Annotated in this window: 26 protein-coding genes; 9 read left to right on the top strand and 17 right to left on the bottom strand. The window is 67.2% G+C overall.

The window, feature by feature from the left end; translation table 11 throughout:
* Position 1 precedes the first annotated feature (1 nt).
* The 6 genes from ACPCHZ_RS04855 to ACPCHZ_RS04880 form a co-directional block, all read right to left on the bottom strand.
* On the bottom strand, positions 2-2,035 hold the full coding sequence (locus ACPCHZ_RS04855; RefSeq protein WP_423483681.1) for a toprim domain-containing protein: 2,034 nt from the start codon (positions 2,033-2,035) through the stop codon (positions 2-4).
* Positions 2,036-2,195: 160 nt separating this feature from the next.
* The gene (locus ACPCHZ_RS04860; RefSeq protein WP_423483682.1) at positions 2,196-2,471 is read right to left on the bottom strand and encodes a hypothetical protein; all 276 of its coding nucleotides are present in this window, start codon (positions 2,469-2,471) and stop codon (positions 2,196-2,198) included.
* Between the two features lie 132 nt (positions 2,472-2,603).
* Complete coding sequence (locus tag ACPCHZ_RS04865; protein ID WP_423483683.1) at positions 2,604-3,536, bottom strand: hypothetical protein; 933 nt, start codon at positions 3,534-3,536, stop codon at positions 2,604-2,606.
* Between the two features lie 98 nt (positions 3,537-3,634).
* On the bottom strand, positions 3,635-4,201 hold the full coding sequence (locus ACPCHZ_RS04870; RefSeq protein WP_423483684.1) for a dihydrofolate reductase family protein: 567 nt from the start codon (positions 4,199-4,201) through the stop codon (positions 3,635-3,637).
* A gap of 38 nt (positions 4,202-4,239) precedes the next feature.
* Positions 4,240-4,560, bottom strand: a complete 321-nt coding sequence (locus ACPCHZ_RS04875) for a DMT family transporter (RefSeq protein WP_423483685.1) — start codon at positions 4,558-4,560, stop codon at positions 4,240-4,242.
* Positions 4,557-5,180, bottom strand: a complete 624-nt coding sequence (locus ACPCHZ_RS04880) for an FMN-dependent NADH-azoreductase (RefSeq protein WP_423483811.1) — start codon at positions 5,178-5,180, stop codon at positions 4,557-4,559. The genes ACPCHZ_RS04875 and ACPCHZ_RS04880 overlap by 4 nt, the downstream gene beginning before the upstream one ends.
* An 81-nt stretch (positions 5,181-5,261) precedes the next feature.
* Between ACPCHZ_RS04880 and ACPCHZ_RS04885 the strand changes: the two genes are divergently transcribed.
* Positions 5,262-5,861, top strand: a complete 600-nt coding sequence (locus ACPCHZ_RS04885; RefSeq protein WP_423483686.1) for a TetR/AcrR family transcriptional regulator — start codon at positions 5,262-5,264, stop codon at positions 5,859-5,861.
* Here the strand turns inward: ACPCHZ_RS04885 and ACPCHZ_RS04890 are convergent.
* The 4 genes from ACPCHZ_RS04890 to ACPCHZ_RS04905 all read right to left on the bottom strand — a co-directional run bounded on the left by ACPCHZ_RS04890 (position 5,848) and on the right by ACPCHZ_RS04905 (position 9,067).
* Complete coding sequence (locus tag ACPCHZ_RS04890; protein ID WP_423483687.1) at positions 5,848-6,570, bottom strand: hypothetical protein; 723 nt, start codon at positions 6,568-6,570, stop codon at positions 5,848-5,850. The genes ACPCHZ_RS04885 and ACPCHZ_RS04890 overlap by 14 nt on opposite strands.
* Positions 6,571-6,697: 127 nt before the next feature.
* Positions 6,698-7,552: an SAM-dependent methyltransferase gene (locus tag ACPCHZ_RS04895; protein WP_423483688.1), complete on the bottom strand. Its 855-nt coding sequence runs from the start codon at positions 7,550-7,552 to the stop codon at positions 6,698-6,700.
* Positions 7,549-8,217 (bottom strand): TetR/AcrR family transcriptional regulator, encoded by a 669-nt coding sequence (locus ACPCHZ_RS04900; protein WP_423483689.1) that lies wholly within the window; start codon positions 8,215-8,217, stop codon positions 7,549-7,551. The genes ACPCHZ_RS04895 and ACPCHZ_RS04900 overlap by 4 nt, the downstream gene beginning before the upstream one ends.
* A 1-nt stretch (position 8,218) precedes the next feature.
* The gene (locus ACPCHZ_RS04905) at positions 8,219-9,067 is read right to left on the bottom strand and encodes an SDR family NAD(P)-dependent oxidoreductase (protein ID WP_423483690.1); all 849 of its coding nucleotides are present in this window, start codon (positions 9,065-9,067) and stop codon (positions 8,219-8,221) included.
* Between the two features lie 217 nt (positions 9,068-9,284).
* On the opposite strand from ACPCHZ_RS04905, the gene ACPCHZ_RS04910 reads away from it, so the two are divergent.
* Complete coding sequence (locus tag ACPCHZ_RS04910; RefSeq protein WP_423483691.1) at positions 9,285-9,638, top strand: nuclear transport factor 2 family protein; 354 nt, start codon at positions 9,285-9,287, stop codon at positions 9,636-9,638.
* 21 nt (positions 9,639-9,659) lie between these two features.
* Here ACPCHZ_RS04910 and ACPCHZ_RS04915 read toward each other — a convergent pair whose 3' ends face one another.
* Both ACPCHZ_RS04915 and ACPCHZ_RS04920 read right to left on the bottom strand, forming a co-directional pair.
* Positions 9,660-9,938 carry a DUF4873 domain-containing protein gene (locus tag ACPCHZ_RS04915; RefSeq protein ID WP_423483692.1) on the bottom strand — a complete coding sequence of 93 codons (279 nt, stop codon included), beginning with the start codon at positions 9,936-9,938 and terminating at the stop codon, positions 9,660-9,662.
* The gene (locus ACPCHZ_RS04920) at positions 9,935-10,840 is read right to left on the bottom strand and encodes an AurF N-oxygenase family protein (protein ID WP_423483693.1); all 906 of its coding nucleotides are present in this window, start codon (positions 10,838-10,840) and stop codon (positions 9,935-9,937) included. The genes ACPCHZ_RS04915 and ACPCHZ_RS04920 overlap by 4 nt, the downstream gene beginning before the upstream one ends.
* A 236-nt stretch (positions 10,841-11,076) precedes the next feature.
* Here ACPCHZ_RS04920 and ACPCHZ_RS04925 point away from each other — a divergent pair, with 236 nt between their 5' ends.
* Both ACPCHZ_RS04925 and eat read left to right on the top strand, forming a co-directional pair.
* Positions 11,077-12,267 (top strand): PucR family transcriptional regulator, encoded by a 1,191-nt coding sequence (locus tag ACPCHZ_RS04925; protein WP_423483694.1) that lies wholly within the window; start codon positions 11,077-11,079, stop codon positions 12,265-12,267.
* The gene (gene eat / locus ACPCHZ_RS04930; protein ID WP_423483695.1) at positions 12,251-13,651 is read left to right on the top strand and encodes an ethanolamine permease; all 1,401 of its coding nucleotides are present in this window, start codon (positions 12,251-12,253) and stop codon (positions 13,649-13,651) included. The genes ACPCHZ_RS04925 and eat overlap by 17 nt, the downstream gene beginning before the upstream one ends.
* On the opposite strand, the gene ACPCHZ_RS04935 is transcribed toward eat, so the two are convergent.
* Positions 13,644-14,429, bottom strand: a complete 786-nt coding sequence (locus ACPCHZ_RS04935; protein WP_423483696.1) for a TetR/AcrR family transcriptional regulator — start codon at positions 14,427-14,429, stop codon at positions 13,644-13,646. The genes eat and ACPCHZ_RS04935 overlap by 8 nt on opposite strands.
* Positions 14,430-14,576: 147 nt before the next feature.
* Here ACPCHZ_RS04935 and ACPCHZ_RS04940 point away from each other — a divergent pair, with 147 nt between their 5' ends.
* Positions 14,577-15,674 carry a ferredoxin reductase gene (locus ACPCHZ_RS04940; protein ID WP_423483697.1) on the top strand — a complete coding sequence of 366 codons (1,098 nt, stop codon included), beginning with the start codon at positions 14,577-14,579 and terminating at the stop codon, positions 15,672-15,674.
* 36 nt (positions 15,675-15,710) lie between these two features.
* Positions 15,711-17,105, top strand: a complete 1,395-nt coding sequence (locus tag ACPCHZ_RS04945; protein WP_423483698.1) for a fatty acid desaturase family protein — start codon at positions 15,711-15,713, stop codon at positions 17,103-17,105.
* Positions 17,106-17,138: 33 nt separating this feature from the next.
* On the opposite strand, the gene ACPCHZ_RS04950 is transcribed toward ACPCHZ_RS04945, so the two are convergent.
* On the bottom strand, positions 17,139-17,507 hold the full coding sequence (locus ACPCHZ_RS04950) for a hypothetical protein (RefSeq protein WP_423483699.1): 369 nt from the start codon (positions 17,505-17,507) through the stop codon (positions 17,139-17,141).
* 190 nt (positions 17,508-17,697) lie between these two features.
* On the opposite strand from ACPCHZ_RS04950, the gene ACPCHZ_RS04955 reads away from it, so the two are divergent.
* On the top strand, positions 17,698-17,919 hold the full coding sequence (locus tag ACPCHZ_RS04955) for a hypothetical protein (RefSeq protein ID WP_364978193.1): 222 nt from the start codon (positions 17,698-17,700) through the stop codon (positions 17,917-17,919).
* 75 nt (positions 17,920-17,994) lie between these two features.
* Here ACPCHZ_RS04955 and ACPCHZ_RS04960 read toward each other — a convergent pair whose 3' ends face one another.
* The 3 genes from ACPCHZ_RS04960 to ACPCHZ_RS04970 all read right to left on the bottom strand — a co-directional run bounded on the left by ACPCHZ_RS04960 (position 17,995) and on the right by ACPCHZ_RS04970 (position 21,248).
* Entirely contained in the window at positions 17,995-18,573 is a 579-nt protein-coding gene (locus ACPCHZ_RS04960; RefSeq protein WP_423483700.1) for a dihydrofolate reductase family protein, read from the bottom strand.
* A gap of 96 nt (positions 18,574-18,669) precedes the next feature.
* Entirely contained in the window at positions 18,670-19,056 is a 387-nt protein-coding gene (locus ACPCHZ_RS04965; protein WP_423483701.1) for a YybH family protein, read from the bottom strand.
* 107 nt (positions 19,057-19,163) lie between these two features.
* A complete protein-coding gene (locus ACPCHZ_RS04970; RefSeq protein ID WP_423483702.1) occupies positions 19,164-21,248 on the bottom strand; it encodes an AMP-binding protein in 2,085 nt (694 codons plus the stop codon).
* A gap of 155 nt (positions 21,249-21,403) precedes the next feature.
* On the opposite strand from ACPCHZ_RS04970, the gene ACPCHZ_RS04975 reads away from it, so the two are divergent.
* Both ACPCHZ_RS04975 and ACPCHZ_RS04980 read left to right on the top strand, forming a co-directional pair.
* The gene (locus ACPCHZ_RS04975) at positions 21,404-21,841 is read left to right on the top strand and encodes a hypothetical protein (protein WP_423483703.1); all 438 of its coding nucleotides are present in this window, start codon (positions 21,404-21,406) and stop codon (positions 21,839-21,841) included.
* 98 nt (positions 21,842-21,939) lie between these two features.
* On the top strand, positions 21,940-22,428 hold the full coding sequence (locus ACPCHZ_RS04980; RefSeq protein ID WP_423483704.1) for a DinB family protein: 489 nt from the start codon (positions 21,940-21,942) through the stop codon (positions 22,426-22,428).
* Positions 22,429-22,445: the final 17 nt, after the last annotated feature.

Consider the following 22,445-nt stretch of genomic DNA (forward strand, 5'->3'; position numbering starts at 1 on the left):
CCTATTCGAGATCCAGTGCAGCGGTGTCGATGCGCGAGGCGACATCGGCCATCCACGTGCGCCGGCCTTCCGGCGGTCCGCCGAACAGAGTGTGGTGCAGCTTCGGGTCGCCGTCGTCGAGGTGCACTCGAATCACAGTGCGCCGCTGAGGATCGAGCACGGTGTTCCAGAAGTCGTCGGCGTCCATCTCGCCGAGACCCTTGTTCCGCTGGACCTCCACCTTGCGTTTGGAGGTGGCTTTCATCTGCGCGACGGCGGCGTCGCGCTCGGATTCGTCCTGGCAGTAGATCCGCTGCTGGCCGTCCTTGACGACGAACAGCGGCGGCAACGTCACATAGACCATCCCGGCCTTGACGAGTGGCCGGTAGAAGTCCAGGAACATCGAGATGAGGCTGGAGTTGATGTTGCCGCCGTCGGGATCGGCGTCCGAGGCGAACAGGATGCGGTCGTAGCGGCACGATTCCGGATCGCAGTTGTCCCGCACCCCGCAGCCCAGGATCCGTTCGATGGAGTCGAACTCGTCCTTGACCCGGGCCTTGCTCAGGGTGAAGCCGTAGACGTTGGGCGGCTTGCCTTTCAGTGGGAACGCCGCCTGGAAGGTGGCGTCGCGCGCCGCCTTGATGGTGCCCAGTGCCGAGTCGCCCTCGCACAGGAACAGCTCGGCTCCGGACCCGCGGCCGGTCTCCCGGCTGGGCAGGAGCTTGGGCGGCAGCGACAGATTGGTCCCCAGGCCCTTGGCCTTCGACGCCGCCCGGGACCGGGCCTTGGCACCTTCGGCGCTGCGCCGGGCGCGGGCCGCCTCCAGCGCCATCTTGGTCCACAGCGACACCGCGTCGCCGTTGCCGGGATTGGCCGCCCAGATGGTGACGCTGCGTGCCACATCGGGAACCATTGCCACGTTCAGCGATCGCGACGAGACGGCGGTCTTGGCCTGCGAGTCCCATGACACATCGGGGGCGCGGGTGTCCACGGCCAGCGCGGTCACCGCGGCGAAATCCTGGGCTTCCGGGCCGTCCTCGCCTTTGGCCAGGCCGAGATCGCGCATGCGCGACGCGCGGTCGGCGAGCGCTTCGGACAGCCCCTTCACGGCGGCGTTCAGGTGGGAACCGCCGCCGGGGGTCCGCACGGTGTTGCAGAACGCGGCGACGGTGGCCGGCTCGGCGGGTCCGGCAGTCATCGACCAGCGGAACGGCGTCGGGCCGCGCCCGGTGGTGTACTCGCCGCGGCCCTCCACCACCGCGCGCACACCGGGAACCGGCGTGCCTGCCGCGGTGCACATGAGGTCGAGGAGGGTGTCGGTGCCCCACGGGCCGGTGAACGGCTCGGTCAGCTCGGGCCGCACCTCCTCGCCGGGCCAGCCTTCGTCGGTGACGATCAGGTGCACTCCCGGCGACATCCGCGCGGCGGCGTGCGCCCGCAGCAGCACCTCGTTGATGTCCACGCTCGAGTCGGGCACCACGGCAGGGTCGAACAGGATGCGCACCGTGGTGCCGTGCGCGTCGGGCTTGCGGTTGCCGGAGCCGCGCAGCTTCTGGGTATCGGCACGGGTGAACGGGGCGTCCGGATCGAACTCCTTGCCCTCGAACACGCCGGGGTAGCCTCCGCCGAAGCTCTGCAGGTAGGTCTTGCCGGCCCGGCGGACTGTCACATCGGTTCTCGCGGAGATGAAGACCGCAGCTGCGGCGCCGATTCCGTTCAGGCCGGCGCCGGTGCTCGTCGCGTCGGTGTGGGCGGAGAACTTGCCCCCCGCCCGTGCCGTCCCGAGTGTCTTGACGATCCCGTTCTTCCCGTTCACCGGGTCGGAATCGACGGGCAGACCACGGCCGTCGTCGGCGACGCTGACGGAACCGTCGGCGTGCAGCGTGATGGCGACGGATGACCCACCGTGGCCGGGATCGGCGACCTCTTCGATCGCGTTGTCCACCAGTTCGCGTAGCGCGGTGTTGAGCACGTCGAGGCCGAGGTTCACCGCGGGCCGCAGGCGCGTGTGCTGGACATCGTCGAGCTCGGTGATGTCGGCGGCGGTGTAACTCACTTCTCGATCCTTCCAACGGTCACGGGAGTGCCGCAGGAATCGTAAACGGCGGGGCGGACATCTTCGTGCAGCCGCGACGGCATGACAGCAGACTGCGGCACTACATCGCGGACGAAGAGCCACCCGCCAGTGCGGGGGGTGATCAGCGGTCAGAGACGCCTCAGGACTCGGTGCCATGACGTGCGCGGCCCCGCCACGGGAGTCGAACGTTGACTCGCACGAACAACAAGAGGTTGACCACGGTGAGCACCGCCAAGCCGTAGCTCATCGGCGGGCGGCTGAACGGCAGGTACAGAATCAGCTGGCAGAGGAACGCCAACAAGATCACCTGTCCCACCGTCGCCCACAGACCGCGGCGAATCACAACGATGAGCACTGCGAAATACAGCAGTGGCGGCAGCACCCACCAGTAGTCATTCCACACTTCACTGAGCATCGCCCTGTCCCGCCTCGCGTCCCGGAATTCTCAGCCTAACCGGGTGCAGCACAGGTGTTACGCACCAAAAGCCCGGCGACCATCCGCGAGGCAGTCCACCGAGTTCCTCAGCGAGTCAATCGTTCTCGAAGGTCAGATCTTGCCGCCCGGGAACATCGTCTTCACGGCCGCAGTGATGTTCTGGCGGGCGGCGGCCTCGCTTGTGGGGTCCAGGGAGCCGATGGCCATCACGTAGCGGCGTTCGGATCCGATGGCACCGGTGGACACGTGCAACTGGTTGGCACCGTTCCAGCAGCAGAACCAGCCCTGCTTGACTGCAACCGGCTCGGCGTAGAGCCCCTCGGGGATGCCGAACCGCTGCGGGTAGCCGTCGTTCCCCGTCGGCGTGGACTGCGCGAGGTTGTTGACGATGACGTTGGCCTGTTCGGGCGGCAGCCCGCCGGTGCCGTCCAACAGCATGTCGTAGTAGCGGACCAGATCGCTTGCGGTGCTGGTGGTCACGTCCCAGTGGCCGTTGTACGGCGCCGTCGTGCCCGCCAGTCCGTACCGCGACTTCACACGGGCGATGATGGCGTTCCCGCCGCTGCGATCCCAGAAGTTCTGGGCGGCGCCGTCATCGGAGGAACGCAGCATGACGTCGAGCGACTTGCGGTCGGCGTCGGAGAGCTGCGTCTTGCCCTCCGATTCCTGCAGCAGCAGGTCGTCGGCGATGAACAGCTTCACCACGGACGCGATCGGGAAGGGCCTGTTGTCTCCGTTGGACACGATCTGACCGGTGGTGCGGTCCATGATGACGGTCTCGATGTCGGCCCCGGACTCCGCCGCGTCGGCGGTGGCCTGCTGGACGCGGGCGTCGAGTCCGTCGAACGAGGCCGTCGGCTGGGCAGGCGGGGCAGCCGGCATCGCCGGAACAGGGGCCTGCGGGGCGGCCACTGGTGCCTGCGGGCCGTTCTCCGCGGCCGGCGGCGTGCCCCAGACCTGGGCCTCGCAACCGCTGACGAGCAGCGCGGCCACGCAGACGATCGCCATTCCCGTCGTTGCCCGTCCCGGCAGTCGCTGACGCATGAATCTCCTCTGACCAGATGCTGAACCAGGGGGGTAGCCCCTGTGCCCACCTGTTAATCAGGCTAATCGAACTGGCTCAGACGGGCGCGTGGCCCTGATCAGTCGTGCTTCGCCTCGTAGCGCAGCAGGACCGTGCCGCACGGGAAGGTGCGGTTCTCCACCAGTCGCAGCGAGATCCACGAGGGCAGCGTCGGGAAGAACGGCGTGCCGCCGCCCACGGCGGTGGGCGCCATCACGATCCGGTACTCGTCCACCAGCCCGGCCTGCACGATCGGTGCGGCCAGCGTCGCGCCGGCCACCTCCAGCTGGCCGTCGGTTTCGGCCTTGAGCTTCGTCACCACATCGACCGGGTCGCCCCGTTCCAGCCGGGAGTTCCAGTCGACGGACTCGAGGGTGTGCGAGAACACGACCTTGGGCATGGCGCGCCAGATGTTCGCGTAGTCGACGATCGTCGGGGTGGCGTCCGGGGCCTCGTGCGCGGTCGGCCAGTACGCGGACATCAGGTCGTAGAGCCGTCGCCCGTAGAACGCCAGCGCGGTCTCCCGCTCGAAGTCGTTCCAGTACTGGTGCAGTTCGTCGCTCGGATCGGACCAGTCGATGTTGCCGTGCGCGTCGGCGATGTATCCGTCCACCGACACGTTGAAGCCGTAGATGAGTGTGCCCATGCGGGTCAGACTGCCCCAAGGAGCCGAACTCATCGCGATCAAGCGCCCGAAGCCTGAAGTATGACTACTCCGCTGATGACGAGCGTGATGCCGGTGAGTCGCAGCGACGTGACGGGATCGCCGTAGATCACGATCCCGAGGAGGATGGCGCCGGTGGCTCCGAGGCCGGTGAACACGGCGTATGCGGTGCCGACCGGAATGTCGCGCATGGCGAGGGTGAGCGGGTAGACGGCGGCGACGGCGAGTGCGAGACAGAGCAGTGTCGGCCATGGTCTGGTGAAGCCCTCGGTCGGCTTGATGCTCTGTGACCACGCCACTTCCGCAAGTGCCGCGGTCAGCAGCCAGGCCCACGCTGTCATCGGATACCCCGCGGCGCGAGTGCTTCGGCGAGCCGCACAACCGCATCAACCGCCGAATCCTCGTCTGGTGTCAGCGTCTGCAGTCGCAGTTCGTGGATGTCGGTGATGCCGCAGTATTCGAGCCACCACCGTAGGTACGCCGATTGGTGATCCACGCCGAAGGCCGGGCTCACACCGGGCGCGTACACCCGGCTGGTGTAGATCGTCACCGCGCGCCGGCCGCCGAGCAGGCCGCGATAACCGGTCGCTGGATCGAAGGTGAAGGCGATGCCGGGCTGCGTGACGGTATCGATGAAGAGCTTGAGTGACCACGGGATGCCGCCATTCCACATCGGCACCGCGAAGACCAGTGTGTCGGCGAGCTGCACGCGTGCCGCCACGTCGAGCACCTTCGCCCAGTCGCCGGCTGCTTCCTCCGGAACCGGCTGTCGGGTGATCACCGCCATTTTCGCGTCGACCTGCCACTGGCCGAACGGGGCGAGGTCGGAGAACGTGTCCAGACGGTCCACCGCAACGTCGGCCCGATTCATGCGATAGGCGTCGAGGAACCGGTTGGCCAGACGTAATGAATGGGAGTCTTCGCCGCGGGGAGAGGCGTTGACCAGCAGCACTCGATTCATTCCAATCCTCCAAGTTGCGGAACCGTGTTCCGTGCCTGCAACGCATGGTTGCGGAACCGTATTCCGCAATATGATGGCGACATGCCGCGAACAGGGTCGACGGGGTGGCAGCCGCAACGTGAACTCGCGGCGCGCAACGAAGCGAACGTGCTCGACGCCGCACGCGCACTCCTTCGTGGACCCGACGCCGGCGACGTCGACATGCGCGTGATCGCTCAGCGCGCAGGCGTAGGCGTCGGGACGCTCTACCGGAGATTCGGTGACAAGGCCGGGCTGCTGGCCGCCGTCGTCGGCGATGACGAGCAGACCCTGCAGGAAGCGATACTTTCCGGACCTCCACCCCTCGGCCCCGGCGCGCCGGCCGGCGACCGGATGTCCGCATTCCTCGACGCACTGGTGTCGTTGACCGAGCGCAACCTCGGCGCGCTCCTGGTGACCGACACGATCCCGCCGGGCCGCCTGAAAGTGGGTGCCTATCAGGGTTGGCGGCTGCACATCGTCACGCTGTTGCGTGCGTGCCGGCCCGACCTCGATGCAGTGAACGCCGGCTGGCACGCCGATGTGCTGCTGGCATCAGTGGACCCGCAGCTCTACGCATATCAACGCCGCGAGGTGAAGATGAGCAAGCGACGCATCGCGGCGAATGTCAAAGGGCTTGCGGCGGCCATCACGGGGACATGAACGTCCGCCGGTTTGCATCCGAAGAAAAATAGGTACCTGAGTGCAAAGGAACCAGGGGTGAGGTGCATATGACCAAGGAGAGCTCGGGTCTCGGCCGCAGGCTGCGCGAGGGAGCCGAACAGGCCGTCAAAGCGACCGTCGAAGTCGTCAACAGCACCATCGGATCCGCCGCCAAGCGGGCCGGACGCGTAACGCCGAAGCGCGGCAGCGCTTCGTCCGCCGAGAAGCCGACGCCCCCGAGCACTGCCAAGAAGGCCAAGCCGGCGCCGAAACCCGCACCCGTCAAGAAGTCCGTCGCGCGTACGGCGACGAAAGGTGCCCCGACCCCGTCAGCCGGTGTTGCTCCTGCGAAGAAGACACCTCCATCGCCGGCCAAGAAGTCACCACCTGGAAAGGCCTCGGCGGCGCCGGCGAAGAAGGCGGTGCCCAAGACCGCGACGCCGTCGAAGAAGGCGGCAGCCACGTCGCGCGCTGCGACTCCGGCGAAGACGACACCGGGGCGAGGTGCCGCATCAGCCGCGGCGGCGGCGCGGGCGAAGAAGACGGCGCCGGTGAAGAAGACGGTGCCGGCGAAGAAGACGGTGCCGGCGAAGAAGACGGTGCCGGCGAAGGGGGCGCCGGCGAAGAAGACGGCGGCGACAACGACAACGAAACCGGCGTCGAAGGCGGCCGGCACCGCGGCGGCGAAGAAAACGGCCAAACGGAACACGTGATCGACGGTCGGCGCGTCACGGGACTGTTGTTCCTGCTCTCCGACGACTCGAGTTACGTCAACGCCAGTCAGTACGCCGTCGACGGGGGACTCACGCGCCGATGATCCAACCGGCGGGTCCGGATCACAGCCGGGTAGCCCTGACGGTTCCGGACTCGGCATCTGCTGCGAGGGCACGGCCGTAGCGGGCGGCCGTCTCGGGGAACGGCTCGAAATCCGTGGTCCAGCCGAGGCTTTCGAGCAGGTCGCGTCCGCCCGCCCCGAGGCCGGTCTCGCCGGCGTCATCGTGTCGTAGCGACTGCGGACGTGAGACCGACTGCAGGCTGGCCGAGACCGCCCTGGCAGCCATGAAGGGGTAGCTGTAGGTGCTGGCTGGCGCCGAGAGTTCGGTGATCACTGTGGCTGAGCTGTGTGCGGCTTGACGCGGCATGAACGGGGTGGCGTGGTCGATCCAGCAGGTGGGTTCGTCGGACCGGAATCCGCCGCCGACCAGGGTCTCGGCCCAGGAACCAGTGAGGTCTGCGGCAATCAGATGGCGCTCGCACACCGGTGTGGCCCTAGCCGCAGCAAGCACCGGTTCTTTGAAGCCGAAGATGGGTGGGAGGTCGACTTCGAAAAGGCGCGCCGGTCCGGGCCAGTCGAGTCTGAAGGCGTGGCTGTCGAGTCCCGCGCCGAGCAGGACGATCTGCCGGTTCCCCGCGGCCACCCAGGTGGTGAGGTCGTCGTCGACGAGGCGGACGCCGATGGTTCGGCCCTCGTACATCGCCTCGGCCATCGCCTGCAGTCGTGTCCACGTCTCGGCGGCACCCGCCGGCGCGGTTGGCCCGCGATAGGCGGGTTCGGCGGCGTCGAGGAAGCGCTGCGCCCAGGGGTCGGCGTACAGGGGGTCGGGCCGCCGGGACTCCTGTGCGCGGATCATGGCCGCGCCCAACGCAGTCAGGGGCAGTCCGTGCAGCGGTGCAGGAACAGGGGGTGTCACGCTCGACGCCTGCCTCGATTGATCACTTCACGGCCGGACGTCTTCACACGGAACTCGTTCAGTACCTTGACGACGCTCGGGTCGAGGGGGATTGCAGGGTCCAGTGCGCGAGCGGCCTGCAGAGTGGAAACCAATGTGGCGGCCGCGAGTTCGACCAGTACTTCGCGGTCGGGATCGCCGTTGTCGATGCGGTCGATCATCATCTCGTCGAGGAAGCCGACCCAGCCGTGCATCGCGGTGCGCAGAATCGGTGAGATCGGTTCGCTGATGCCGACGGCGAGCAGGATCCGTTGCGCGCCCAGCCAGCGCAGCCCGTCGACGGTGTCCTGCTGTTCTCGGTCGGAGCCGAGATGACCCCGGACGAGGGCGACGAAGCTCTTCGAGTAGTCGTCGATGTAGGAGATGTGGGCGCGCAGCGCGTGGCGTAACTGATCGTCGAGGGTGGCGCCCTCGGGTGGCGGCGTGAGGTGCACCCCGGCGATCTCCGCGGCGATGTCGTTCATCACCGCGGAATACAAGCCGCGCTTGTTCTCGAAGTGATGCGCGATGAGGCCGTAGGCCACGCCGGCCTTCTTGGCGATCGCGGTGGTGGTGACCTGGTCGTAAGGCCGCTGTGCGAACAGGGTGCGGGCGCTGTCGATCAGCTGCTGTCGCCGGTCGGCCACGTCACCGGGCTCCGTTGTCGGCAAGGTGGTCGGGGTCGACGGCATCGCGGGTGTTGACCCGCCGCCCGCCGATACGGGCGACGAGCCGACCGATCGCGGGGAGCTCCAACGGAATCAGCGAATAGCTCGGGTAGACGATGCGGGTCGCTCCGCGCGTAAGGCCCCGGACGATCGCGGCGGCACTCGAGTGCGGCGACACCGGGGGCAGCGTTCGGGGAGGCGACGTTTTCCAGGGCAGTTCGTCGATGTCACGCAACGCCGTGTCGGTGGACCCTGGCACGACCTCGACCACCGTCAGCGGGGTGTCCGCCAGTTCCAGCCGCAGAGACCGGGTCGCCTGCGCCAGCGCCGATTTGGATGAGCCGTAGTAGCCGAGAAGCGGCAGAGGCACCGACTGCACCGTCGAGGTGACGTTGACGATCGTCCCTCGCCCGCGTGCCAGCATGGTCGGAGCCAGGGCCGCGGTCAGCGCCAACGGGGACCACAGGTTCACCTCGTACACCATGCGCGCGGCGTCGCCGTCGCCGAGACGCGATTGCGGTGCGGTGAGGCTCGCGCCGGCATCGTTGATCACCACGTCGAGCTCGTGGCCGAAGTGATCGAGCGCGAAGGCGGCCAGCACCGCGGCCTCGCCGGGCACGCCGAGATCAGTGGCCGCGGGCACCGGCCTGGGGTGACCGGAAGCGGCGATCTCGTCGCAGAGCTCGTCGAGGAGGTCGACGCGACGGGCGGCCACGATCAGTTCGGCTCCCTCGGAAGCCAGCCGGACTGCCAGCGCTCGACCGATACCGCTGGATGCGCCGGTGAGCAGCACCCTGGCGCCCTCGAGGTGGACCCTGCCGCCGCTCATGAGCGCATGCTTCGTGGAGGTGTTGACACAGTCGACCTTTCGTCTCGATCGGCAGATCTCGGCGCAAGACGGATGTGATCGAGTGCCCTAGACTGACACAGTGACTGATAATCAGTCAACCACCGGGGTGGTTCTGTTGCTTCGGCAGGCGCGGAACGAACCGTCGACGTGGTGAGGCTCCGCGGCCGACCCCGCCCTTGTCTGGCAGGCTGAGCCGATGCCCATCCCGGATCCGCAATCATTCGCGCGAGACTGGGTGCTCGCGTGGAATGCTCACGATGTGGAGGCGGTGCTGGCTCACTTCCATGACGACGTGCTGTTCACCTCGCCGGTCGCCGCGCAGGTGCTGCCGGGCAGCGGGGGAGTGGTCCGTGGAAAGCAGGCCTTGCGCGAATACTGGACGACTGCCTTGGCCGGCATGGCGGACCTGCGTTTCGAGATCCTCGGCGTGTATCGAGGGGAGTCGCTGTTGGTGATCAATTACCGCAATCAACGCGGTGGACTGGTCAACGAAGTCCTCATCTTCGACGGCGCACTCGTGCGTGAGGGGCACGGCACCTACCTCGACTGAGCGGCGAACTTGCGTGCGGGGTCACGGCCAGAACGGCGGACGCCCCGTGCCGCTGATCATGAGGTCACCGGCGGCGGTGTGCTCGACCAGTCGTGCGGTGGCGTCCCGGTCGCCGACGCACAGTACGACGGCTCCGCCCGCGGCGATCTGAGCCGGTGCGTCGTGCACGGTGCCCTGCCAGTGGTAGTGGCCGTCGAAGGGGTTGAGACGCCCGGCCAGTCGGATGCGGACGGGATGGCGCTGGTCGCCGACGACGAGGCTGGCCGGCCCGTCGTACACGCCGTCAGGGCCGATGGTCACAGGAAATTGCACCTCGCCCACATCCGGCGGGCGATCGGCCCCATGAGGCCGACCTCGTCGAGGAATGCGGCCAGCGGCGCGAATCCGGCCTGCAGTGTCGCGTGGAACTGCGGATTGGCGCGGGCTTGGCGCTGCGCTTCCGTCCCGTCCAGGCCGATCCGGTCGTACAGGCCGCGGCGGGTGAAGTGGCCGAAGTACAGCGAGGCCCCGAGGCCGTGCAGATTCGATATGGCCAGTCGCGTGAGTGGGGCCAACTCGCCGACGTCGCGGCGGATGCCGTCGCGGGCGAACTGGATGTGGCGGGCTTCCTCGGTGACGTGGATGCGCATCACGCGTTGCACGAGAGGCTGGATCTCGTCGGCGTCGTCGAGAATCTGGCGTTGCACCGCGTCGAAGAGCTCCTCACCGACGAGCGCCCCGATCCACAGCATGGGTCCCCGGAAGATCAGCGCCATGGTGTTGACCCTGCGCGCGCCACGCTTCTTCGGCCAGAACGGCTCCACGCCCACCCGTTCGATGGCCTTGCCGAACATCAACATGTGGCGCGCCTCGTCGCCCAGTTCCGTGAGCTCGTAGAAGGTGCTGTGCGCCGTCGGCGAGGAGTGCATCATCGCCCGTAACAGCGATTGGTTGAGCATGTTCTCGAACCAGATGCCCATGGAGATGTAGTTGACGAACTCCTGCCGGGACAGGTCGAGGCGCTGCCGGTCGCTCATGCGCTCCCAGAGGGGTGTGCCGTAGAGGCTCAACATCTGCGGTGGCAGGAAGAACTTGTCCTCGGGAAGCGGTGCGTCCCAGTTGATGTCGACGACCGGTTCGTAGGACTTCTTGGCCGAACCCTTGAGCAGGCGAAGGGCGAAGTCCTCCCGGCCCGGGGCGCTGGGTGAAGCGGATGCAGTCATGAGGTCCTCTCTCGACGACTGGGTGCACGGCCGACGCGGATGCCGCGCGACCCGATGAGGACCATCATGGCGACTTCTCTGGACAGTTTCTCGCCTTGTGCGGGCCAAACTTCGGCGTGAAACTGTCCCCTGCGGACAGTCGTGAGCCTGCAGACGGCCTACCATCGCCTGATATGTCGAATGTGCCGCCCGCCGCGGCGAGGCTTCCTCAACTGCCACCACAAACGCTGGAGGCCATGCGAGCCGGATTGCCCGCGCTCACCGACCGGATGGTGGAGGCGGTGATCGCGGAGGTGCCCGCGTTCGCACTCGCCGCGCAGGAGTCATGGCGGCCGGTGATCTACGCATCGGCCGATCAGCTACTGACCGCGCTGATCGAACAACTCCGTGGTGCGGGCGATCCCGAGGCCTCGGCGACGCCGATGCAGGGAGTCCTCGACACCGCATACGGATTCGGCCGTCGGGAAGCCCGCCAGGGCAGGCCCACCGAGGTGCAGCTGGCGGCCTACCGAATCGGGGTCCGGGAGATCTGGCGCGAGTGGTCGGCGCTGGCCGTCCGCCACGGCGTGGGAAGCGACGAGGTGAGCGTCTTCGCCGAGACGTCGTTCGCCTACCTCGATCGGATCTCGGCAGCGGGCGTCGCGGGGCACGCCGACGAACTCGCCCGGCTGGGGTTGGCGCGGGAGCGCCACCGGGAGCGGCTGGTGCGTGCCCTCTTGCGCGAGGGGTCCGCCGACGAATTGCGACGGGCGGCTGAAGATGCGTCCTGGACACCGTCGCAGACGCTGACCGCGGTGGCACTTCCCCACCGGCACCACGAGAGTGGCGGGTTCATCACAGCCGATCCGCGCACGTTGGAAGTGCCCGACGACGCAATCGAGCTGCCACCGGGAATGCGAATGTTCCTGGTGTCCGGCGTCGGCGGAACGGCACGGGCACCGTTCCTCGACTCGGTCGCCGGGACAGGGGCGGTGGTGGGGCCCGTCCGCCCGTGGATGCAGGCTCACTCATCGATTCGTCGCGTCAGACGGGCGGCGGAGATCAATCCGGCGCAACCGGCCGCGCTCCTCGACACCGACCAGATCCTCGTGGCCTTGGTGGTCAGTGCCGATGCCGAGGCGTTGAACGACCTGCGGGCACGCACGCTGACACCACTCGAGGGCTTTCCCGCTGCGACCCGTGCCCGGCTCGCCGACACGCTGCGCTCCTGGCTGCTGCATCACGGCCGCCGTGACGAGATCGCCGCCGACCTCCACGTCTCGCCTTCCACGGTCCGCTACCGGCTTCGCCAGCTTCGCGACGTCTACGGTGATCGACTCCAGGATCCGCAATCCATCGCGGAATTCACCGTCGCCCTGGCAGACCACGGGTTCACCGACGCCGACGGCGATCGCGATCTAGCATCAGCGAGTGGAGACCGCATCTGAGTCCAACGAGTACCTCGCCAAGCGCACCCTCAAGCAGGGCACCGCGGGATGGCTGCTCCTCGCCGGTCTCGGCGTCGGGTATGTGATCTCGGGGGACTACTCGGGATGGAACTTCGGCCTCGCCGAGGGTGGGTTCGGCGGATTGCTGATCGCCGGTGTCGTGATCGCAAGCATGTACCTCGCGATGGTGCTGGGGATGGCCGAGATGTCCTCGGCGCTGCCTGCCGCAGGCGGTGGCTACACCTTCGCCCGTCGCGCACTCGGGCCATGGGGTGGATTCGCCACCGGCACAGCCATTTTGATCGAGTACGCGATCGCACCGGCCGCGATCGCCACCTTCATCGGCGCCTACGTCGAATCCCTCGGACTGTTCGGCATCACCGACGGCTGGTGGGTGTATCTGGCCGTGTACGTGCTGTTCATCGGCATCCACCTCAGTGGTGTCGGCGAGGCCCTCAAGGTCATGTTCGTCATCACGGGCATCGCACTCGCCGGGCTGATCGTCTTCGCCATCACGGCGATCGGCAGATTCGACACTGCCAACCTCACCGACATCGCCCCCACCGATGCGGCGGGCGCCTCGTCGTTCCTGCCGTTCGGCTACCTCGGGATATGGGCGGCAGTCCCGTTCGCGATCTGGTTCTTCCTCGCCATCGAGGGTGTGCCGTTGGCCGCCGAGGAGGCCAAGGACCCGGCCCGCAATGTGCCCCGCGGGATCATCGCGGCGATGGCCGTCCTCGTGGTCACCGGAGCCACCGTGCTGGTGCTCGCGGCCGGGGCCGGCGGTGCCGAGGTGATCAGTGCCTCCGGCAATCCCCTGGTGGAGGCGCTGGGCGACACCACGATGGCCAAGGTGGTCAACTACATCGGCCTGGCGGGGCTGATCGCCAGCTTCTTCTCGATCATCTACGCGTACTCCCGCCAGCTGTTCGCCCTGTCGCGCGCCGGCTACCTGCCGAAGCGGCTGTCGGTGACCAATTCCCGCAAGGCGCCGACCCTGGCGCTGATCGTCCCCGGCATCATCGGCTTCGTCCTGTCGCTGACCGGCCAGGGCGCAATGCTGCTCAACATGGCGGTCTTCGGCGCCGCCCTGTCCTACGTGCTGATGATGATCAGCCACATCGTGCTCAGGAGGCGCGAGCCGGAGATGCCGCGGCCCTACCGCACCCCGGGCGGCGTCGTCACGACGGGTTTCGCGCTGGTCATCGCGGCGCTGTCGGTGGTGGCCACCTTCCTGGTGGACAGCACGGCGGCCACCTGGTGTCTGGTCGTCTTCGCCGCGTTCATGGCCTATTTCGGGTTCTACAGCCGGCACCATCTGGTGGCCAATTCGCCCGACGAGGAGTTCGCGGCGCTCGCCGACGCGGCGAAGGACGTCACCTAGGGTCGGTGGCGACCGCGCGCACGAAGGCGTCGGCGAAGAAGTCGCACGTCGCCTCCAGTTCAGGCAGGGCGACCTGAGGGAAGTTGACCAATCCGGGCCGCATGATGGCGTGCACGGAGACGGGGCTGATCAGCTGCTGGATGAGCAGGGAACGGGGTAGATCCCGTACCCGGCCCGCGGCGACTTCGCGATCCAGCCAGCTCTCGAGAACCGCGATCAGCCGCAACGCGCCGTGCTCGATGAGTGCGCCCGCGCCGGTGCCCGCCGGACGGGCCAGCGTCTCACCGAGCACGGCGGCCAGCACCCGCGGCTCTCGCAGGTAGAGGTCGGCGAGGGTTCGATGAATGGTGCGGACCGTCTGCCTCAGGTCAGTGCTCGCCGATCCGATGACGTCTTCCATGTCGAGCGCCGGGATGTACCGGTCGTAGACCGCGCGCAACAGGCCTTCACGTCCGCCGAACGTCGCATACAGGCTGTGCACCGAGCACCCGGCATCCTCGGCGATCGCCTCGAGCGTGGCGGACGAAACGCCGCCGGCGCCGATCAGCGCGGCCGCCGATTCGACTGCGCGCACCTTGACCGGCGGGCGCCCACCGGGGTCGACGCCGATGTCACGCACCGCGTCATCGAGGGGGCGACGCGACCCGCCGAGCTGACGCAGCAGTGTGCTGCGCGAAACCCCGAGAGCATGCGCGATCACGACGATCGGCACATCGGCGACGTCGCGGCCGAGGCGTTCCGCGGAACGCAGCGTGGCCCGGATGACGTCTGCGGGCACTGGACCCGACCGATTTGTCTCCCGATCTGACACAGATAGTCAACCTCCCTGTATTAGTGTTTCAGATCACATCGGAGCGGTAACACAGGGTGCTGAGTCGGCCGCTGGGTCGATTCTCGCCGAGTTGAACACGAGAAGCGGGGAATCATGGCGGAACGCGGTGCCGAGCCTCCCGTCCCACGGGGCCGTCGGTTGTTCCTCCGCGCGGTGCGCTACCTGTTCAACCCGTTGCGCCCTGACGACTACCTCGAGATGGTGAATCCGCTGTGGACCACCAAGGAGCTGCGAGGCAAGGTCGAGCGCGTCGAGCGGCAGGGATCGGAAGCGGTCAGCGTGCTGATCCGGCCGGGGTACGAGTGGCCGGGTCACAAGCCCGGCCAGTACGTGCGGCTGGGTTTGGTGATCGACGGTCGTTACCACTGGCGCGCGTATTCGCTCACGTCTGACCCGCAGCCGGAGGACGGCTTGATCAGCGTCACGCCCAAGAAGGTCGACGAGGGCGTGGTGTCGCCGTATCTGGTGGAGAAGATCCAGCCGGGTGAACTGGTGCGGCTCGGCGAAGTGGAGGGTGTCTTCACGCTGCCCGAACCGGTGCCCGCCAAGATGCTGTTCATCAGCGCAGGCAGCGGCATCACCCCGATCATCAGCATGTTGCGCAACCTCGATCACCGGGGCGAGATCGGCGACGTGGTGGTGCTGCACTCGGCCCGCACACGCGACCAGGTGATGTTCCTGGAGGATCTGGAAGGCCTCGACCGCCGCCACGACGGCGTGCGGTTGGACCTGCGGCTCACCGCTGATCGCGGCCGTATGTCGGCCGAAGATCTGGACGACGTGTGCCCGGACTGGCGCGAACGCGACGCGTTCTGTTCGGGTCCGAGCGAACTGCTCGACGCGATGATCGAACACTGGGAGCACCACGGCGACAAGGACCGGCTCCGCTTCGAGCGGTTCCAGCCGAAGATCGACGCCGACGCCGCCGAAGGGGAGGGCGGTCAGATCACGTTCCTCAACAGCGACACGACCGCCGATTGCGACGGGGGGACTCCCATCCTGGAAGCGGGCGAACAGGCCGGCCTGGAGCTCGCGTTCGGTTGCCGAATCGGCATCTGCCACACCTGCGTCGGGACGCTGAAGTCGGGGAAAGTTCGCGACCTGCGTTCCGGGGAAGTCACCGAGCCCGTCGACCAGGACGTCAGGATCTGCATCCACGCTGCCGAGGGTGACGTGGAGTTCGCACTGTGACCGTGAAGGAGCACTGTGACCGTGAAGGAGTCAACTGTGACCACAACCATCGAGAGCCCACTCACCCGCCTCAGCGAGCAAGATCTCGAGAAGCTCGCCAAAGAGCTGGACGCGATCCACGACGAGATCTTCGCCGAACTCGGTGACCGCGACCGGCACTACATCAAGACGGTGGTCTCGGTACAGCGCCAGATCGTCGTCGCGGGACGGGTTCTGCTGCTCGGCTCGCGGTCACGAACGGCGTGGGTACTCGGCACCGCCTGCCTCGGAATGGCCAAGATCCTGGAGAACATGGAGCTCGGCCACAACATCCTTCACGGCCAATGGGATTGGATGAACGATCCCGACATCCACTCCTCGGTCTGGGACTGGGACACCGCATCCTCGGCGCAGGCGTGGAAGCACTCGCACAACTACATTCATCACACGTATACCAACATCCGGGGTAAGGACAAGGATCTCGGCTACGAGATCATGCGGATCGACCCCAACCAGGTGTGGCGCCCGGCCAACCTCGGCCAGCCTTTCTACAACCTCCTGCTCACCCTCCTGTTCGAGTGGGGCGTCGCGATGCACGACACCGACGTGGAGGCGTTGTGGCGGGGCGAGAAGACGATGGCCGACCTCAAGGAGGACTTCAAGAGTATCGCCGGCAAGGCGCGCCTGCAGATCATCAAAGACTACGTCGGCTGGCCCCTGATCAGCGCCGGCGCATTCGCCTTGACCAAACTGGCGCTGGGCGACCGCATCGACCAGCCCACGCATTCCCGTGTCGGACGTCGGCTCCGGCAGATCTCGAGCAAGGGCCGGATCGGTTCCACCGCAACGACGCTCGACCGGCTGCTGCCCGGGGTCGAGAGCACCTTCCTGCGAACCCTGGCCGCAGACGCGCTGGCCAACCTCATCCGCAACGTATGGGCCCACGCCATCATCTTCTGCGGCCATTTCCCGGACCAGACCTACACTTTCAGCGAAGAGGAAGTCGAGAACGAGACCCGCGGCGGGTGGTACGTCCGCCAGCTGATCGGCGCGGCGAACATCGAGGGCAGCCCGCTTTTCCATGTCATCAGCGGCAACCTCGGCTACCAGGTGGAACACCACCTGTACCCGGACATGCCGAGCAGCCGGTACTCCGAGATTGCGCCGAAGATCAAGGACATCTGCGAGCGCTACGAATTGCCCTACAACTCGGGCCGATTCGGCAAGCAGTGGTTCACGGTGCACCGCACCATCTTCCGGCTGGCGTTTCCCGGCGGAAAGCCGAGGCCGAAGCCCGGCCCGTATCGCAGCGGCGAGCGACGGGCGGGGCCGCAGGGTCCGAGTGAAGCCAGCCGCTTCCGCGAGCGGGTGCCCGCCGAGCATCCTGACGCCGGTCCCGAACACGAGTCCGGTGGCGTCGCGGTCGAACCACCGCCGCGCGGCGAGGACTGACCTTTCTCGTGCGGCCGAGGGCGCCGCGCGTTGTCAGGAACCGTTCACGGGTCCTGCCAGGGCGGCGAACTGGAAGGCCGCGAAGATGAGAGCGACGTGGACGACGCAGCCCAGCGCCGGGACGAGGGCCGCCCTGCGCCGCCTGGCGAGGAATACCGTCGACGTGACGATGTCGGCGAGCAGAACCGCCACGTTGCCGTAGAACGCCAGGAACATCGCGACGCCGACCCACTTCTCGTCGCCGCACTCGACGTACGCGCACGAATCGGTGCTCATCGCGATGCCGAAGCTGAGCACGACGAACAGCAGTGCCAGCAGAACGTGCAGCAGCAGCAGCGCCACCGTGCCGGCGATGTCTCCGGTCTTTCGCTGCCGCTGGTCGGCGTCGAGAGTGTCAGACATGCATCCGAGTATTCCGTGCGCGCGGGAGGTGGTCCTGCGCCAATCGGCCCGCGCTCTGCGCTGCGTGGTCAGCAGGTCGACGTCGACCACGCCCGGCCCGGTGGAATCAATGGTCCGATCCTGCCGTTACAGAGAGGGTCCCGGGCGTTCGGCCTGTCGACAGAGCTGTACAGAGGGAAGAGGCGGGACGATGAAGAAATTCGGACTGGCAGGGATTGTTGCCGGCGCATTGTCGGCGGCCGTGATCGGCTTCGCAGGGCCGGCACAGGCTCAGGTACCTGACCTGGCCATCAGCGGACACGGCCACGGCTATCACTACGGCTACGACCGTGACGATCGCTACTACCCATGGCTCGATCAGCTGTACCCCACGGTGAGGGTGCCGCACGTCGACACGTCCGTGCACAACTGATCGGTCACAGTGCAGAGAGGGCGCCCGCTCCGGTGGGCGCCCTTTCTGCTGAGAAAGGTTGTAGCGCCGCGCCTGTCAGCGATGCAGGGTGGGCCGGTAGACCAGCTCCTGGATACCGCCGTCCAGCGCCCGGCTCTCGATGAGTTCCAGGTCGAAGTCCTCCGCGCCCGCGAAGATCGGATCGTCGCCGGTCTGACCGGTGATCACAGGAAAGATCGTCACCTGGAGGCGGTCGACCAGGCCGGCGGCCATCAGCGCCCGGTTCATCGACAGGCTTCCGTGCGAGCGCAACGGCACCGCGGACTCCTGCTTGAGGCGGGCGACCACATCGACGGCGTCACCGCTCACGACGGTCGCGTCCGGCCAGTCGAGAGGTCCGGCCAGGGTGGTCGAGACCACTGTCGCCGGCAGATTCCTCATTCGCGTCACCCATGGGTCGAGCACCGCCTGCTCGGTGCCCGAGGACAGCATCTCCGCGAACATCTGATAGGTCGTGCGCCCGAGGACCATCCGTTGCTCGGTCTGATACAGCGCGAGGCGGTGATCGAGGAGTTCGGGGCCCTGCTTGCCCCAGTAACCTCCCCAGTCGCCGCTGCTGACGCCGCCGAAGCCGTCGAGGCTGGAGAAGACGTCGAAGGTGTAGGTGGCGGTCACGGCTCTCCTCGAGTGGGTGCGTTCGGCTGTTCCTCGATATAGACGAATGTCCCGGCCGGAACTCATCGGCGTGGAACCACCCGAGGCCGCATCGGTCTACAGCCGCGACGCCTGGTACTGCGCTATCTGCCACCGCCCGCTGTTCCGGGTGAGCACGACACCGATCGTGAGCTCCGCCGCGGGCCGGTCGGGGTAGGTGAACGTCGCGCCCAGGTAGCCCACCGCGACACCGTCTGCCGGACTGCGGCTTTCGAGAATACGGTAGGTGACCGCCATGCCGGCGGGCTGGGAATCGTAGTACGCGGCGACGGCGTCAGGTCCGACGCCGTAGGGACGCAGACCCTGGAAGACGGCGTCTTCGGTGAACACGGCGGCCACCCGGGACGGGTCGTGGGCGTCGATGGCGGCTTTCCACTCGTCCATGACGTCGAGGATGATCGGCTCTGCGTTCATGTCTTTCCCCATCTCCTGGTCGATGCCCATGAGAACGCTGTGAAGGGCTGGCGGCAGTCCCCGTACGCAAGACGGGTTGGCTCACTCCTGATAGGCGCACACTCGCACAGCGGCAGCGGCGGCCACGTCTGCCGGCACTAGCCAACTGGCCAGCCGCCCCCCAGCGGAAACTGTCCGTCGACCAGGTGGCGCTTGAGCACCTTTCCCGTCGTGGTGCGCGGAAGTTGTTGAACGAACGTGACGTCGCGCGGAATCGAGAAGCGACTCAGCCGATTGCGGACATAGGTCTTGACCATCTCCTCGTCCAGTGACGCGCCTTCGGCGCGGACGACGAACGCGGAGAGGCGCTGACCGTACTCCGGGTCGGACACCCCGACCACGGCGACGTCGGCCACCTGCGGTAGCACGGCAAGCGCCTCTTCGACCGGACGCGGGAAGACGTTCTCACCGCCGGAGATGATCATGTCGTCGTCGCGTCCGGCGACGAAGAGCCGCCCACTGGCGTCGAGGTACCCGAGGTCGCCGGTGTCCATCAGCTGATCCTCGATGGCGGGGGAGGCGGCATTGGTGTAGCCGTCGAACAGCATGTCGTTGCCGACGAATATCCGTCCGACGGCGCCGACCGGCAGCGGATCGCCCTTCTGATCGAGGATGGCGATCCGGGTACCCAGAGGCGGCCGGCCCGCGGTGGTCGGTGCGAGGCGCAGGTCTGTGGGATCGGCGATGGTCGCCCACGACACCTCGGTCGAACCGTAGAAGTTGTAGAGAACGTCGCCGAAGGTGTCCATGAACTTGACGGCGGCTGCGCCGGCGATCGGCGACCCGCTGCTCGCGACCACTTTCAGCGACGACGTGTCGTATCGGCCGATCACGGCGGCAGGCAGCTCGAGGATGCGTTGCAACATCACCGGCACCAATACCAGCGCGGTACAGCGATGCCGCTCAATCATCTTCAGGCATTCTTCGGCGTCGAAGCGTTCCATCAGCACCACTGTGGCGAGCAGCGGAGTGCTCACCTGTAAAGCGGCGAGGCCCCAGGCGTGGAAGAGCGGAGCGGCCAGCAGCATCACTTCGTCCCGACGCAGCGGCATCCGGGACAACATCGCGGCGATGGCGCCGAAGCCGGGTGGGGTGGGTCGACGCGCGCCCTTGGGTGTGCCGGTGGTGCCGGAGGTCAGGACGATCAGCCTGCCGGGTTGTTTCGGAGGCGCCACCGGTCCCACACCCGCCCCGGCGGAGATGAGATCCTCGACCGAACGCCGTTGCGGGTCAGCAGAATCGGCGTGCGTGGCGATTCGTTTCATGTCGGCGGGAAGGTAGCGGACCTGCGGCTCGAACTCGTCGTCGACGAACATGGCGTCGACTCCATGGTGGCGGACGATGTCTTCGATCGTGCGCGCCGCCAGGCCGGTGTTGAGCAACACCAGGTCGGCGCCCAACTTGCTCGATGCGACCATGCATTCGACCATCGCCGAGTGATTGCGTGCGAGGACCGCGAACGTGCTGTCCTTCGTGTAGCCCTCGCCGACGAGGCCCGAGACCAGGTATGAGGTGCGCCGGGCCACGTCCGCGTAGGTCGACATCCCGTACCGGTCTACCGACGCGGTGTTCTGCGGTGATCGGGCCGCGGCCGCCCCGAGGCCACCGGCCAGCGTGAACCCCCATCGGGCGAGCGAATTCAGCTGTCGAAGACCACGGTCGGGTCGCGAAGCGCGAACCACCCCGCTGACGAGCATGGTCTTGGCGATGCTGAGATGCAGGGAAGGTCCGTCGCCCATGTTGGCCAGCACTGACGACGGCTTGCCGGAGAGGTGGTCGGAGATCCGCGCCAGACCCTCCCCGACCCAGCGCGTCACCGCGCTGTCACTGGCTTTCGCGATGTCGGGGTGGAGCAGGCCGACCGCGAAGATCCGCACCGCGATCCGGGTGCCGCCCGCCTCGGGGTTGAGCCGTATCGACACGAAGCTCCGACTCGCCTGGATCGACTCCAGCCGCACCTCCAGGCCCGAGCGGCGTACCGTCTGGCGCATCTCATGGACGACGACCCCGCCGCGGGGTGTGGACAGCCGGACCTCGAACTGGCGGGCGGCGCCGGTCACCTGCTCGCAGGATCCGACTCCACGGAAGAACCGCGGGTAGGAGTCGGGCGCCTCCAGGATCCGCCAGACGTCCGGACATGCATGACCCAGCGTCGTGTCGAAAGCGATCACGTCATGTGCCACGCGGGTCCTGCCAGGTCTTTCATCGGCCGACTGAGAGACATATTGTGGTGTATCCGTCGCGGCCGCGGACCTGTTTGGTCGACAGGTGCGGGGCCGACGTCCCCGCCCGCGGTGCCGCGTGCTAACGCGAACGTGGTCGTCGCCGATAGGAGAGCATGACCTCGTTCCGAACTGCCGCTGCATTCGCCGTTGCGCTGAGCGCGCCCTGGTGGTGGGTCGCTGCCGCGCAGGCCGAGCCCTTCGCCGAACTCGGTCCGGTTCCGGTGGTGGCGTCCCCGACCTGTGGAGGTAGCGTCCGTGCCGAGGCCCAGGTGTCACCGGTGCAGGTCGACGGTCGGGTCGAGAACGGGGTCCGCGTCGCGATCCACTACGACGCCGGCGTCTACGACGGTTCCTGTGCTCTCACCGTGACCGCCGCCTGGCAGAATCTGGACACCGGAGCTTCCGGAAGCAGTCCCATCACGGCGGTGTCGACGATCGACGGGCACTACGGTTTCATCGGCTATGCCAACACCACATTCGGGACGGGCAGCGGCACGGTGACGGTCACGCTCAGTTCGCACCCGGGCGCCGAGATGCGCATCACGACGTAAGACACCGAATCTCACTCGACCGACTGCGAGCCAACAGAGTGGGCCGCCTGCGTCTGCAGCGCGCCCTCGACATTCGCAACTGATCGGAGTGAAGCAACATGCCCATTGACAGGATCACCAGCGGCACCGAGCGAGCGGTGATCGAGAACATGCTCGACCGCAACCGCCTCGCGCTCATCGCGACCGTGCGGGATCTGTCCGACGCGGACGCCCGCCGGCGACTCGTCGCGTCGCTGACGACGCCGATCTCACTGATCAAACATGCCGCGGCAGCGGAACGCATCTGGTTCCAGCGGTTCTGGGCGGAACTCGACGCGGCCGAGTGCGACGGATACTCGAACCGGGACGAGGGCACCTTCGCCGTGGCCGACGACGAGTCGCTGGCCGACGTGATCGGCGAATTCGAGCGTGCCAGTCAGCGATCCCGGGAGATCGCCGCCCGCTTCGCACTCGATGACGTCAAGCGCAATCCCCTCGAGGGAACGGTCAGCATGCGATGGACCCTGCTCTCGATGATCGAAGAGTTCGCCCGGCACGCGGGTCATGGCGACATCCTCCGCGAACAGATCGATCAGCCCGTGCTCTGACGGCGCAATCCCCCTGC

The organism is Mycobacterium sp. NPDC050041 (assembly GCF_049541695.1).
Lineage (GTDB): Bacteria > Actinomycetota > Actinomycetes > Mycobacteriales > Mycobacteriaceae > Mycobacterium.

What these genes read in the sequence shown, in the direction of transcription:
- ACPCHZ_RS04860 (WP_423483682.1), bottom strand. Translation starts at nt 2,471, where the DNA reads ATGCTCAGTGAAGTGTGGAATGACTACTGGTGGGTGCTGCCGCCACTG.
- ACPCHZ_RS04865 (WP_423483683.1), bottom strand. Translation starts at nt 3,536, where the DNA reads ATGCGTCAGCGACTGCCGGGACGGGCAACGACGGGAATGGCGATCGTC.
- ACPCHZ_RS04870 (WP_423483684.1), bottom strand. Translation starts at nt 4,201, where the DNA reads ATGGGCACACTCATCTACGGCTTCAACGTGTCGGTGGACGGATACATC.
- ACPCHZ_RS04875 (WP_423483685.1), bottom strand. Translation starts at nt 4,560, where the DNA reads ATGACAGCGTGGGCCTGGCTGCTGACCGCGGCACTTGCGGAAGTGGCG.
- ACPCHZ_RS04880 (WP_423483811.1), bottom strand. Translation starts at nt 5,180, where the DNA reads ATGAATCGAGTGCTGCTGGTCAACGCCTCTCCCCGCGGCGAAGACTCC.
- ACPCHZ_RS04885 (WP_423483686.1), top strand. Translation starts at nt 5,262, where the DNA reads ATGCCGCGAACAGGGTCGACGGGGTGGCAGCCGCAACGTGAACTCGCG.
- ACPCHZ_RS04905 (WP_423483690.1), bottom strand. Translation starts at nt 9,067, where the DNA reads ATGAGCGGCGGCAGGGTCCACCTCGAGGGCGCCAGGGTGCTGCTCACC.
- ACPCHZ_RS04910 (WP_423483691.1), top strand. Translation starts at nt 9,285, where the DNA reads ATGCCCATCCCGGATCCGCAATCATTCGCGCGAGACTGGGTGCTCGCG.
- ACPCHZ_RS04920 (WP_423483693.1), bottom strand. Translation starts at nt 10,840, where the DNA reads ATGACTGCATCCGCTTCACCCAGCGCCCCGGGCCGGGAGGACTTCGCC.
- ACPCHZ_RS04925 (WP_423483694.1), top strand. Translation starts at nt 11,077, where the DNA reads ATGCGAGCCGGATTGCCCGCGCTCACCGACCGGATGGTGGAGGCGGTG.
- ACPCHZ_RS04940 (WP_423483697.1), top strand. Translation starts at nt 14,577, where the DNA reads ATGGCGGAACGCGGTGCCGAGCCTCCCGTCCCACGGGGCCGTCGGTTG.
- ACPCHZ_RS04950 (WP_423483699.1), bottom strand. Translation starts at nt 17,507, where the DNA reads ATGTCTGACACTCTCGACGCCGACCAGCGGCAGCGAAAGACCGGAGAC.
- ACPCHZ_RS04955 (WP_364978193.1), top strand. Translation starts at nt 17,698, where the DNA reads ATGAAGAAATTCGGACTGGCAGGGATTGTTGCCGGCGCATTGTCGGCG.
- ACPCHZ_RS04965 (WP_423483701.1), bottom strand. Translation starts at nt 19,056, where the DNA reads ATGGGCATCGACCAGGAGATGGGGAAAGACATGAACGCAGAGCCGATC.
- ACPCHZ_RS04975 (WP_423483703.1), top strand. Translation starts at nt 21,404, where the DNA reads ATGACCTCGTTCCGAACTGCCGCTGCATTCGCCGTTGCGCTGAGCGCG.
- ACPCHZ_RS04980 (WP_423483704.1), top strand. Translation starts at nt 21,940, where the DNA reads ATGCCCATTGACAGGATCACCAGCGGCACCGAGCGAGCGGTGATCGAG.